Origin of the sequence: Bacillus cereus group sp. BfR-BA-01356 (assembly GCF_022663635.1) — a bacterium.
Classification (GTDB): Bacteria; Bacillota; Bacilli; order Bacillales; family Bacillaceae_G; genus Bacillus_A; species Bacillus_A cereus.
Genome location: NZ_JAKUFX010000159.1, coordinates 1 through 12,201 on the forward strand (window position 1 = coordinate 1; position 12,201 = coordinate 12,201).

Genomic DNA, 12,201 nt, shown 5'->3' on the forward strand with positions numbered 1-12,201 from the left:
AAATGTTTCATCATATGTTCTTCTAATTTTCCCCATAAAAAAATCCCCCTTATAGTAGACAGGATATAAAGCTTTCTTTTTTCTGTCTACTATAGGGGGAGCATATCACTTAGGTGGGCTTGTTTTGTCGAAAAGTTCTTTTAAAAAAAATAATAAAATAGGTGGAACTTTCCAAAGATTCTGTTATATAATAGCAGAAACTTAAATAAACTGTATTAAAACAGATTGGGAGGAGAAATAAAATTGATGAAGAGAGAAGAACGCAAAAATATGATTGAGTTTATTGAAAAGAAAAAAGGGATTGAGCGTGACGAATTATTGTTTATGACAGACGATGAAGTAGAACATATTTATAATGTAACGTACTTTTTATATGAGGAAATTGCAGAGTAGTATAATAATCCCCACCTTATTAAAAATATAAGGTGGGGATTATTTCGTTATTTAGCCCACTATTTACAGGCAGTAAAACTCCCACCTTAAAATTCAGGTGGAGCAAGAAGTTAAGTTGAAGTCGTGCTTCCTATAAAGCTCAATTGCTTCAACTTTATACATGAGAATCATTTTCATGTATAATACTGTAAGATTGGAGGAATTTTACTATGAGTTCGTGGCTCTTATTTGCACTATTATCAGCAATTGCTGCTGCCCTTGTATCGATTTTTGGAAAGTTTGGTTTAGACGGCATCGATGCAAACGTTGCAACAACAATTCGATCTATTATTATGGCATTATTTATGATAGGCGTTATTATCATACAAGGTAAATTTCAAAATATCGGCGACGTACTGCTAAATAAAAAAGCACTGCTATTTATCACATTAAGTGGGATTGCAGGTGCTTCTTCATGGCTATTTTATTTTCTTGCCCTCAAAACAGGAAAGGTTTCACAAGTAGCTCCTGTCGATAAATTAAGCGTCGTATTTTCTATCATTCTCGCTATGATTATCCTCGGTGAAAAGTTAAACTTTATGACCGGCGTTGGTGTAGTCTTTATTACAGCTGGTGTATTATTTATTGCTTTCAGCTAAAAAAACCGCTATTAGCGGTTTTTCTTTTTCTTTATGTACAACCATACAACACATGTAACAACTGCTGAAATTAATAAAATCCATATTCCATAATGATGTAAACTATACTCAACGAAGCGCCACTTCTCGCCTAATTTCCAGCCAAGCCCAATAAAAACACTTATCCAAATGAGCGCACCACCGTAAGCGTACAAACAAAAACGCCAAAGTGTCAAATTTGATACCCCAGCAAAATATGCTGTTAAATGACGTACGCCCGGTATAAAATAACCAATCATTAAAAGAAATGGCCCATATTTTTCAAATAAAATATGTGTTTTTTCAATGTGATGTTCTTTAATTCTAATTTTCGGCCCATATTTCTTTAAAACAGGGAGCCCAAGTTTTAAACCTAATATGTAGCTTAACGTGATCCCTAACATCGCACCAGCCATCCCACTTAAAAAAGCAGCAGTTCCTGACATAACTCCTTTTGAAACATTATAACCAACAAAGGTCAATAAAAACTCGTCTGGTATCGGTAATCCGACAATCCCACCAGCCAAAGCTATAACAATTCCAAAATAGCCATAATGCGCGATTAACTCGCCAATATGTTGTTCCATTCGGAAGACACATCCTATGCACGGTCGTTATTCCACATTGTACCCTTTCTATCTTTAAGGCAAACATGGTATACATATTCACTATACATTGTTTTTATAATGAACTCTACTTCTATTCTTTCCTTTAACAGAGATAAAGGAAAACTTTACTCAGTGGGAGTTTTGTTCATCCTCTACTAATTATTAACCTATGCCAATCTTGCTTTTACAGACATCCCGACTCCACATAACTCACTTACATTCACCAATTTTGAGATTAGATTCTTATTGCCCGCAAATAACCCGATAAAAAATAAAAATTCATATGCGTGTTTTTTTGTTACAATAAAGGAAAGTTACTTTTCGCAACGGTTTAACTCTCAAGAAAAATGATATATCTAGCAAAAACATAGTTTGGTCTATATAATGCAACTTCTACCTATTAAAAGAACATACACCCTTTTACATACAACATCATTTTTCTAAATTATACAGGGGGGAACGAACATGACCATTGAAAATCGATTTCTTCAAAAAGTTTACTATAAAACATTTTTAACAGAAGAAACTTCTACTCCTGCATCGGAAATACTCGGTGAAGCATATATAAATGAATCTAAAAATGAATTCTCCAACATTTCTAATATTCGATTTGCTCAAGGTGAATTTTATTATCAAAATAAAGATTTTGAAGCAGCTATATTTAAATGGGAAAAAGTAAATAATGCTCTTGCACTTTGGGCGACAAAAAATATTGCAGATGCTTATTTTGAACTAGGATTCTTACCAAAGTCAGAAGAAATTTATCAATCTATTCAAACGGAAGATACGACTCTTACGATGGAGGTTTCCTTACAACTTCTTTCTCTTTATATCGAACAAGATCGTTTAGGACTCGCTTTTAAGACGATTAGTGAAGCTGTTGCATTCCAACCGGATTACCCAAATATTACTGCAATTGCACGTTCTTTCTATGAAAAACAAGAAGATTGGAACAACGCTATCGAACTAGCTGTTCAAGAAGGTATCCGAACACAATCTTTACACTGGTTTGATACGTTAATAACTTACATAAACAAAGGATTTACAAAAAACATTAAGCCTGAATATTTCTATGAGTCTTTAAAAGCTCTATATGCTGTTGATCAAGCTCAATTTAAAGAACTTGTTATTGCTCTTTGGAATAGCTATCAACATGAATCCTTATACCTTCCTTGGATTCAAAGTATTAATCATTTATTCTTGCATATTGAAACAGACAATAATGACGATTGGAATGAAATTTCTACTCGCTACCAAGAAACATACTTTGCATTAATTACCGGAAATCATTTTATGCATGAATTAAACGGACTTGTACCAAATCTATTAACAAATTGGTTCAGTTTAACGAAAGCAAAAGATTCTCTAGTTGTCTCTGCAGCAGTGTTAGCATGGAATGAAGTCTCACCTACAACTTTAGAATCATTACTCGTAAAAAGTGCTGGATCCTTACTTTCTAATACATCAGCTGAAGCAGATGTAAATATGGAAACAGTTTCTCATTTATTCGAAACAATCGCTGTATGGGCTGAGAAAAATGATGTAGATTTAAGTCATCAATTTACGCTACTCGTCCATGAACTATGTGATTTAAATGTCACACCAATACTAATAGCTGGAACTAGTGACCATGATAAAACATCATTTGTTAATTCAATATTAGGAGAGAACATCTTAACTGAAACTTTAACAACTCCTATTCTATTTAAAGACGCTAGTCAAACTGAAATAACAGAATTTACCGATTTAGATATAAGAAATATCCCTAACCTTGATGAATTCCATCAAATAACGGCTACATCTGCTCAGTCAGAACTTGAGAAAAAATGTATAGAAATTAAGCTACCAAGTAGGTTTTTAAGAAAAAATAAGTTTACATTTCTTATTACACCATCCATTCAAGGACAATTGGATAAAAACAATGCATACTTTGAATACTTACAAGCAGCAGATAGCCTTGTATACGTATTAAATTCTTCTTCACCATTGCATAGTCAAGAAATTGATACGTTAATTTATTTACGTGAACAAGTACCAAACTTACAAATTCACTTCGTATCACACACAAATAATACGACTACTAATGAAAAACTAATTAGTAAACTTAAAGTACATTTTCCAGATGCACAATTCTTCCCATACTCTCCTTCGCAAGAGAGTAGCCAGCAACTTGGAGATGTAACAGAATCTATTCTTTCTAATCTTGCAAAACGCGATATAGAAAAAGAACGTATAGAAAAGCTAATATGGTTTACGCAAAAGACAATTGCTTATCTCATAAATGAACGTGTGGAATTAGAAAATACATTAGTAAAATCCGTACGCTGGAATAAACACATCTCAGTGAAACTTACTGGATTTATTAATAACCTTACTGCTCTTGAAAAAGATAAAATTCGTTCTATTACCGAATCCTATCTTTTAACGAAAGAAGAAATTACACGAGATATACATTCTCAAATTCCTGAATTATTACAGAGCTGCTCTGATCTTGTTCAAGAAGATAGTGATTTCAAATTAGTTCATGAAGAATTAAATGCTGCAATGAATGAACGAGTTCAAAAGCATGTACAACAGGTACTTCTTCCTAAATTTACTGGGTCTATTCAAGAATGGATTGAAACAGCACATAATGAATTTATTCAAGCTCAAGCTTATTTAGATGAAATGAGTGAAACGTTTAATAAATTATATAAAGAAGAACGTATGAAACTTCCTTGCGATTTCAAATTATTAGATGATTGGAATCGAGATGTTGTACGAATGACAAATCGAATTACAGTAACGAACATCAATATTTTATTACGCTTTACACCGACACAGTTTTTCTTAAAAAGTGCCGGAAAATTATTTGGTAATATGCAAAAAAACCAATCTATGCTCGCCAACAAATATAAACAATATATTGAAACAGAAGACTATACAGAAATTGCTCACACAATTTCAAAACAATTCTTCCTTCAATTTGAAGTATTTGAAGGTGCATTAGAACGTGATATCATGATGTTCTTCAAAGATCCACTTAACATATTGAAACAAAATGTAGATGCAGCTCAACTTGAGATAAAGGAAGACGAGCAAACATTAGCAACGCTAAGAAGCAATCCAGAAACATATCATGATCCTTTGGCGTTATTTAAACTACAATTGCTACAACATAAATTCGTTTTAAGTACTACAAAGAAACATGAAGATATTTTTGTATCAAACGAATCTCCTACTGTTTAACAAAAAAACCAAGCAAACTAAAATTTGCTTGGTTTTTTACTTTATTATTTTCATATGTTCAAACGGATAATAAATGCCTGCTAACTTTCCTAACACATCTTCTCTATCAATAAAACCTAAACCATTTCTACTATCTTTACTTATTAAGCGATTATCTCCCATAACAAAAATCTTATTTTCGGGAACTGTAATTGGTCCAAAGTCCTCTGTTAAATTCATAAGTTTTTTTTCTGCTTGTTTTTTATTACTATCCAAATACTCTTCATCTTTCACTTCAGAATTTACATATAATTGATCATTTCTCATCTCAATTATATCTCCAGATAATCCAATCACTCTTTTGACATAAAAATTATCTGTTTTCACAACAATAATATCTTCTCTCCCATAGCTTTCAAATTGTTTTGCTAACTTATTAACAATCACCTTATCTCCATCTTGCAACGTTGGCCTCATAGATGCTCCTTTTACAGTCGTAGGGAAAAACACAAAAATTTTCGCCAAAAACACCAATAAACATGCAATTGCAATAGTTCCAAAGAATTCACGCCAACATTTTTTCTTTTGCATCATTTCACCATCTCATCATCTTTTTACTTTTATTATAAATAATACAACCGATATTTTTCTACAAAATTATAAATTATAAAATTATAATATTAGAAATTTCAAAATGGTAATACTGATCAAATTAAACAAGCAAAAAAGATACTCTCAAAATAGTCTATCCACTATTTTGAGAGTATCTTTTTATAATCCCACATATACAATACACATTTGAGCAGCTACATATGTAAACCAAATCCAAAGTGGCTCATACTTTAATTTACGCCCTCCGATATCTGTCACGCCAATAATAAAATCAGAAATCACAAACAGTAAACCACCAAACGCTGGTATCCACCATATTCCTGTATTTTCATAATATAAGGCGAATGCAAAGCAAGCCATTCCTCCAACCCACAATCCGTAAATTAGAGCTCCTATCGTAAACAATTTATCCTGTTTATCATTTCGGATAAAGAAGAACCATCCTACAATTAGAAAGAGCCCATATACGAGTAAACCAATCCAAAAACCATTCCACGAAATTCCTGTTTGCAAAAATGCTTTTACATAAAAACAATGAGCAAGAGCGAAAGTAACCATCCCTCCAATTAACCTGTGACCAATTGGAATCAGCCCAGCCATAAACAAATCTCCCACAGTCGATAAAGTCATACCAAGTGCAACCCACGTACTATACTCTACAGATGGATCTTGTAACCATATCCAAATTGCACTACCTGTTAAAGAAAAACTAAGAATAAGACGGATTGCTAAAGGTAACGGCATATTATCTTTCGTTCTTTTTGTCTGCCGCATTGCATAAATTGCACCAATTAAAAAAAGAAGTATTTGCCCAATTAACACCACGTAAAGTAGATTCATAATATGTTCTCCTCAATAAATGCTTTTTGTATCTTTTTTCGTTACACTTAGTCTATTATCCTTTTTCTATAAAAAAAGAAGAACAGTACTGTTCTTCCATTGTAATCGCTTTTCTGCTTTCTATGCTACTTGTTTTTCTTTCTCTATTTTTTGCTTAGCTGGCGTCCGATTTACCACAATAATTCCCGCGGCTACACATGCTAAACCGAGTAACACAAATGAATGAATTGCTTCACCTAAAATCATGCTCGATAATAACACACCAAATACGGGTATAAAGAACATATACATAGATACTTTTCCAACCTTATTGTACTTCATAATTGTATTCCAAATGCAAAAACCAGCTGCAGATAAGAAAGATAAATAAATCAGCATAAGTAGTGCATGTAGACTAAATGTAAATGGCATGACTCCAACTTGTAAAGCCCCTATACATAATAATCCTATAGAACCAAACATCATTTGGTATGCTGTCATATAGCCAACATCTAATGTTTTACTACCTTCTTTTGCTAATATGTTTCCATATGAATACAGCATTGCTGCACTAAGAAGTAATAAGCTTCCGATTCCAAAATGAAATGATAAGCTACCATCACTCGGCACATTTACTAAAACGACGCCACAAAAACCAATCGATACCCCAATTATTTTTCTTATATTGAGAGCATCATCTTTATATAAAAAATGGGCGAGTAAAATTTGAAAGAATGATGATGTCCCTGAAATGATAGCTCCTTCAATTCCTGAACTATAACTCATTCCAATGTAAAAACAGATATATTGAAGAAACGTTTGGAATAAACCAATTTGTATTAACTGTTTCCCCGTTCCTTTTTTGAAGCTCATATCTTTTCCTAACACTTTAAAGAATAATAAGAGCATGACTCCAGATAACAAGAAACGATAACCGGCAAATAATATTTGTTCTCCAACTTCTTGTGGTTGAATTCCAAGTTCAGCATAACTTAACTTAATAAAAGGAAATGCGCTTCCCCATAAAAAAGTTGCTACTATTGCAGCAATAAATACGCCAATCGGATGGGTAAAAAATTTCTCTGTCTTCACTTGTTGTCTTCCTTTCCGACCTTTTTATGAACAATATTCATATATACCAAAGGAATTGCGAAAACACAAGTTTTCCGTTTATACTTGAAACAAAACCGTACCATCTCATAAAAACATATGATATACTATAGAATAATTACAACATAATAACTATTAAAAACAGATTCAACAGAAATGCTGCTATCCATTATGGATGGCAGCTTTCGTCGTTTTATAGGGGTTTCGATTTTGATTATTTTTCTCAATAAGAATTCGGAAGGAGCGAGTAGTAATGAACTCAGAAGTAAAAACGTTACACGCAAAAGAAACAATTTCTCATCCCTCTTTATGGGACACATTAAAAAAACATTATGAACTTGTATTTGCATTGGCATCTGGTATTTTTATTTTAGCTGGCTGGCTATTCACAAAGAACGATGCAATGAATGCAGGTATTACTTGCTATATCCTTGCTTATATAGTTGGTGGATATGCAAAAGCGAAAGAAGGAATTGAAGATACGATTGAAGAAAAAGAGCTAAATGTTGAAATGCTAATGCTCTTTGCAGCTATCGGTGCTGCAATTATTGGCTACTGGGCAGAAGGGGCTATTTTAATCTTCATCTTTGCGCTCAGCGGTGCTATGGAATCTTATACATTAAGTAAGAGCCAAAAAGAAATTTCCGCTCTTCTTGACTTACAACCCGAAGAAGCATTACGCATTTCCAACGGAACAGAGGAACGTATTCCTGTTGGAGAGTTACAAATTAACGACATTATTTTAATTAAACCAGGTGAACGTGTTCCTGCTGACGGTACGATTCATAACGGTGAAACAAATATCGATGAAGCAGCAATCACGGGAGAACCTATTCCAAATGAGAAAAGACATGGCGATGAAGTATTTGCAGGTACTGTAAATTTACGTGGTGCTATCGAAGTTAAAATTACGAAGCCGAGCGATCAAACATTATTCCAAAAGATTATCCGTCTCGTACAAAGTGCACAAAGTGAAAAATCACCATCACAACTATTCATCGAAAAGTTTGAAGGAACATACGTAAAAGGTGTACTACTCGTTGTTGCGCTTATGATGTTCGTTCCTCATTTCTTACTTGACTGGAGCTGGAATGAAACGTTTTATCGCGCTATGATCTTACTTGTAGTCGCATCTCCTTGTGCACTCGTTGCTGCCATTACACCAGCAACGTTATCTGCAATTTCTAACGGAGCAAGAAATGGAATTCTCTTTAAAGGTGGCATACATTTAGAACGCCTCGCTTCAGTAAAAGCAATCGCCTTTGATAAAACAGGAACATTAACAGAAGGAAAACCTACCGTAACAGATATATATGTTCGAGAAAATATGACAGAAAAAGAAGTACTTTCTATTACAGCATCAATTGAAAGTCACTCTACACATCCTTTGGCTGAATCTATTGTTAAATATGCACAACATGCGTACGACATTACATTAAAAAAACCAGAAAAGGTTGAAGATGTAACTGGTTTTGGGCTAAAAGGAATATTCGAAAACAACGCTTATAAAATAGGTAAAGCTGATTTTATCGGTGAAGAAACAAAAACATTTCATAATGGTATTTCTGCCTCACTTGAAAAGGAAGGTAAAACTGTCGTTTATATTAGTGATGAGGGAGGCATTCTTGGACTTATCGCTTTAAAAGATACGCTTCGCCAAGAAACAATAGCTGCTATTCGTGATTTACAAAGCATTGGTGTCGAAGCAATTATGATTACTGGAGATAATGAAGAAACGGCAAAAGCAATTGCCTCTGAAAGTAATATAAAGGAATATTACGCATCATGCTTACCAGAAACAAAAGTTGAAACGATTAAAAAGTTAAAAGAAAAATACGGTACAGTAGCAATGGTCGGAGACGGTATAAATGATGCACCTGCACTAGCTACTGCTAGCATTGGTGTCGCAATGGGAGAAGGAACAGATGTAGCTTTAGAAACTGCGGATGTTGTACTGATGAAGAACGAACTATCTCGTCTTTCTCAAGCAATCCGTCTATCAAAACGAATGAATCGTATTGTGAAGCAAAACGTAATCTTTTCGCTAGCCGTTATTGCCATGCTAATTTGTTCAAACTTCTTGCAATTTTTAGCTCTTCCATTCGGTGTTATTGGCCATGAAGGAAGTACGATTCTTGTCATTTTGAATGGCTTACGATTATTAAAAGGAAGCAAATAAAACGGGTCCCTCATAGAGGACCCGTTTTTTTTAATGATAGCTATTATGACCGTTCGCACTGCTACTCGTTTTATGCTTTGGATGCGAACTGCTCTTTTGTTTATTATTACTTTTATTATTATGGTTCTTTTTATTATTACTCATGAAATATCCCCCCTGTTCCTTTTTATTATGGAACAAGAGCTCATTATTCATTACGGGAATTATTGTCACCGGTTCTATAATGGTGGAGTAAACCATTAATTTCACCGCCAAGTAAAATTACCCATCCAGTTAAGTAAAACCATAACATTAAAATAATGATACCACCGAGACCACCATATGTATTGGCGTAATTCGCAAACTTATCTACATAATAAGCAAATGAGTACGATACCACAATCCATCCTACAGTAGCAAATAACGCCCCTGAAATAACTTCTCTTCTTTTTAACTTTCGATCTGGTGCAAATGTATATAAGAAACTAAACAAAGCAAATAGCACGAAGAAACTCGCTACTAATCGTGTAATGCTCCATACGAAAGAAAAGCTATCTGATAAACCGAGTGCTTTAAACACTGCTGCTCCAATAACTTGTCCGAATACCGGAACAATTAACGCAAAGACAATCATAAAAATAATAGCTAATGTAAACACAATTGATAACGCTCTTGTTGTAATAAAAGAACGTGTTTCCTTCACGTCATAAGCGCGGTTAAAAGCATTCATAACCGCATTAACACCATTTGAGGCAAACCATAACATGGATAATAAACCAAATGATAATAAACCACCATTTTGCTGGTTTACAACTTTATCTACATTTACCTCAATTAAGTTCATTGCATCATCTGGTACATAAACCTCTAATAAACTAAGCACATCCTCTGTTTGAATGGGAATAAATCCAAGAAGCGTAATTAAGAAAACGAGCCCAGGAAAAATTGCAAGCAAGAAGAAATAAGCGAGCTGTGCTGCCAAGCCCGCTACATCATCGCGCATCGTCCGGTCATATAAATCTTTACCAAACGAATAAGTACGATTTCTTCTCACCTTTTCTAAAATTTTTCTCATATATGTTTAAACGCTTTTCTTCTCTTCTTTATCTTGCTTTAACTCAATGTACGCTTCAGTTTTTTTTCCACTGCATTTGAGTCTTTCATAAATAATTCACGCGCTTCTTTCATACCACCATCTTCAGCAACTATTGGCTCTTCTTCTACTTTCAACTCATCTACCTTTGGAGATACAGCTTGAATTTCAATCGTTTCTGGCTTTTCTTCTGGCTCAACTTTTTTCTTACTAAAAATTTCTTTCGTTTCTTTTAACGTCTCTACAACAGATGGCGTTAATTTTTTAATTTCTGCTACTTTCGCTTTTACCACATTGAAATCAGCAAGTTCGCGTCCTTTATCTGTAACAGTTTGCACTTTTTCTTTGATCTTTGCATTTTCGCCAATTTCAATCATCTTTGTTTTTGCTTTTTCTGCAGTATTTTTTACTTTTTCACGATTTTCTTTCTTCAACATAGATACAGCTACACCTGCAGCTACACCAATCGCAATGTTTCGAGCAATATTATTTTTCTTTGCCATATTCCTTCACCCTTTCATTTCTTATGTTAGAAAGTATTTCTTTCTAAGCTTCCTCATATTCCTTGTTCATTTCGAATGAAAGCTAATAGCTTTGCACACCCTTCTGTTACAAGGTCATATACTTCTTGGAAATTCCCTGTATAGTAAGGGTCGGGAACGTCTGTCCAGCCACCGTCTGGAACAAAATCGGACAGCCTACCAATATAGCCTCCAGTTTTACCTAAACTTTTTAAATCTGCTATATTCTTGTTGTCCATGGCAATAATATAATCAAACTTTGTTAAGTCTTCTTTTTCTACTTGCCTTGCTTTAATTCCTTCAAAAGTGACTGCATTTTCTTTTAAAATTTTTTGTGTTCCTTTATGTGGCGGATGGCCAACATGCCAATCTCCAGTTCCTGCAGAATCAATGACAATTTTCTCTTCAAGTCCCTCTTTTACGACAAGATTTCGAAAAATCGCTTCTGCCATCGGAGAACGGCAAATGTTCCCAAGACAAACAAACAATACTTGAACCATATTTTTGTTTCTTCCCTTCTTGGTGCATTTCTTAATATATACTTATAGTATAAACAACCAATTATTAAATATAAAGGAAATCCCTACTAATTTAATGGGATTGAAAAGATTCATTAACGAAAATGATAAAAAATGTTAAGATAGCCTTATGTTATTTTAAAGGGGGACACTTCGGTGGATTTATCCGTAAAGTCAGAAGAAAACGTTGAATACATGGTCGAAGCTATTAAAGAAAAATTACGTATGGTTAATGCTGGAGCGATGAGAGCTGCTAGTTTTAACGAAGAAATGTACGAAGATTTACGTGACATTTATGATCATGTTATGAAACGTGAAACATTCAGCATTAGTGAAATGCAAGCTATTACAGAAGAATTAGGTACATTAATTAAAAAGTAAAAAAGCCTCTCTTAATGTACTGACCCCTGTCAAGTAGACAGTAATTAAAACGCATAGTTAAGAAGCCTGAGTTCGATATTCGTATGGACTCAGGTTCTTTAATTTTTTCTGAAAACGATGGTGGT

General features: G+C 34.0%; 11 protein-coding genes and 1 pseudogene. 5 read left to right on the forward strand and 7 right to left on the reverse strand.

The genetic code is table 11. From position 1 onward, the window contains the following. Positions 1–246: 246 nt before the first annotated feature. Both MR168_RS29530 and MR168_RS29535 read left to right on the forward strand, forming a co-directional pair. On the forward strand, positions 247–393 hold the full coding sequence (locus MR168_RS29530) for a BH0509 family protein (RefSeq protein WP_000817786.1): 147 nt from the start codon (positions 247–249) through the stop codon (positions 391–393). A 209-nt stretch (positions 394–602) separates the two neighbouring features. Further along, complete coding sequence (locus MR168_RS29535; protein WP_000100295.1) at positions 603–1,031, forward strand: EamA family transporter; 429 nt, start codon at positions 603–605, stop codon at positions 1,029–1,031. A gap of 11 nt (positions 1,032–1,042) precedes the next feature. On the opposite strand, the gene MR168_RS29540 is transcribed toward MR168_RS29535, so the two are convergent. Further along, positions 1,043–1,636, reverse strand: a complete 594-nt coding sequence (locus tag MR168_RS29540; RefSeq protein WP_000434878.1) for a DedA family protein — start codon at positions 1,634–1,636, stop codon at positions 1,043–1,045. Positions 1,637–2,122: 486 nt separating this feature from the next. Between MR168_RS29540 and MR168_RS29545 the strand changes: the two genes are divergently transcribed. Then, positions 2,123–4,885, forward strand: a complete 2,763-nt coding sequence (locus tag MR168_RS29545) for a tetratricopeptide repeat protein (RefSeq protein WP_242291699.1) — start codon at positions 2,123–2,125, stop codon at positions 4,883–4,885. A gap of 36 nt (positions 4,886–4,921) precedes the next feature. On the opposite strand, the gene lepB is transcribed toward MR168_RS29545, so the two are convergent. The 3 genes from lepB to MR168_RS29560 form a co-directional block, all read right to left on the reverse strand. Then, the gene (gene lepB, locus MR168_RS29550) at positions 4,922–5,458 is read right to left on the reverse strand and encodes a signal peptidase I (protein ID WP_041183968.1); all 537 of its coding nucleotides are present in this window, start codon (positions 5,456–5,458) and stop codon (positions 4,922–4,924) included. A 177-nt stretch (positions 5,459–5,635) separates the two neighbouring features. Then, entirely contained in the window at positions 5,636–6,316 is a 681-nt protein-coding gene (locus MR168_RS29555) for a lysoplasmalogenase (protein ID WP_001051080.1), read from the reverse strand. Between the two features lie 120 nt (positions 6,317–6,436). Beyond that, positions 6,437–7,387 (reverse strand): DMT family transporter, encoded by a 951-nt coding sequence (locus MR168_RS29560; RefSeq protein WP_000845697.1) that lies wholly within the window; start codon positions 7,385–7,387, stop codon positions 6,437–6,439. 271 nt (positions 7,388–7,658) lie between these two features. On the opposite strand from MR168_RS29560, the gene MR168_RS29565 reads away from it, so the two are divergent. Continuing rightward, positions 7,659–9,584, forward strand: a complete 1,926-nt coding sequence (locus MR168_RS29565; protein WP_006927450.1) for a heavy metal translocating P-type ATPase — start codon at positions 7,659–7,661, stop codon at positions 9,582–9,584. A 187-nt stretch (positions 9,585–9,771) separates the two neighbouring features. Here MR168_RS29565 and MR168_RS29570 read toward each other — a convergent pair whose 3' ends face one another. The 3 genes and pseudogenes from MR168_RS29570 to MR168_RS29580 all read right to left on the reverse strand — a co-directional run bounded on the left by MR168_RS29570 (position 9,772) and on the right by MR168_RS29580 (position 11,677). After that, positions 9,772–10,638 carry a YihY/virulence factor BrkB family protein gene (locus tag MR168_RS29570; protein WP_001226536.1) on the reverse strand — a complete coding sequence of 289 codons (867 nt, stop codon included), beginning with the start codon at positions 10,636–10,638 and terminating at the stop codon, positions 9,772–9,774. A 6-nt stretch (positions 10,639–10,644) separates the two neighbouring features. Continuing rightward, positions 10,645–11,159, reverse strand: a pseudogene (locus MR168_RS29575) (DUF4075 domain-containing protein). 53 nt (positions 11,160–11,212) lie between these two features. After that, the gene (locus tag MR168_RS29580) at positions 11,213–11,677 is read right to left on the reverse strand and encodes a low molecular weight protein-tyrosine-phosphatase (RefSeq protein ID WP_000250916.1); all 465 of its coding nucleotides are present in this window, start codon (positions 11,675–11,677) and stop codon (positions 11,213–11,215) included. Positions 11,678–11,851: 174 nt separating this feature from the next. Between MR168_RS29580 and MR168_RS29585 the strand changes: the two genes are divergently transcribed. Further along, positions 11,852–12,076 (forward strand): DUF1128 domain-containing protein, encoded by a 225-nt coding sequence (locus MR168_RS29585; protein ID WP_000366196.1) that lies wholly within the window; start codon positions 11,852–11,854, stop codon positions 12,074–12,076. Positions 12,077–12,201 lie beyond the last annotated feature (125 nt).

Excerpts from the sequence above, each read along its gene's own strand:
- MR168_RS29530 (WP_000817786.1), top strand. The coding sequence starts at position 247 with ATGAAGAGAGAAGAACGCAAAAATATGATTGAGTTTATTGAAAAGAAA.
- MR168_RS29535 (WP_000100295.1), top strand. The coding sequence starts at position 603 with ATGAGTTCGTGGCTCTTATTTGCACTATTATCAGCAATTGCTGCTGCC.
- MR168_RS29540 (WP_000434878.1), bottom strand. The coding sequence starts at position 1,636 with ATGGAACAACATATTGGCGAGTTAATCGCGCATTATGGCTATTTTGGA.
- MR168_RS29545 (WP_242291699.1), top strand. The coding sequence starts at position 2,123 with ATGACCATTGAAAATCGATTTCTTCAAAAAGTTTACTATAAAACATTT.
- lepB (WP_041183968.1), bottom strand. The coding sequence starts at position 5,458 with ATGATGCAAAAGAAAAAATGTTGGCGTGAATTCTTTGGAACTATTGCA.
- MR168_RS29555 (WP_001051080.1), bottom strand. The coding sequence starts at position 6,316 with ATGAATCTACTTTACGTGGTGTTAATTGGGCAAATACTTCTTTTTTTA.
- MR168_RS29565 (WP_006927450.1), top strand. The coding sequence starts at position 7,659 with ATGAACTCAGAAGTAAAAACGTTACACGCAAAAGAAACAATTTCTCAT.
- MR168_RS29570 (WP_001226536.1), bottom strand. The coding sequence starts at position 10,638 with ATGAGAAAAATTTTAGAAAAGGTGAGAAGAAATCGTACTTATTCGTTT.
- MR168_RS29580 (WP_000250916.1), bottom strand. The coding sequence starts at position 11,677 with ATGGTTCAAGTATTGTTTGTTTGTCTTGGGAACATTTGCCGTTCTCCG.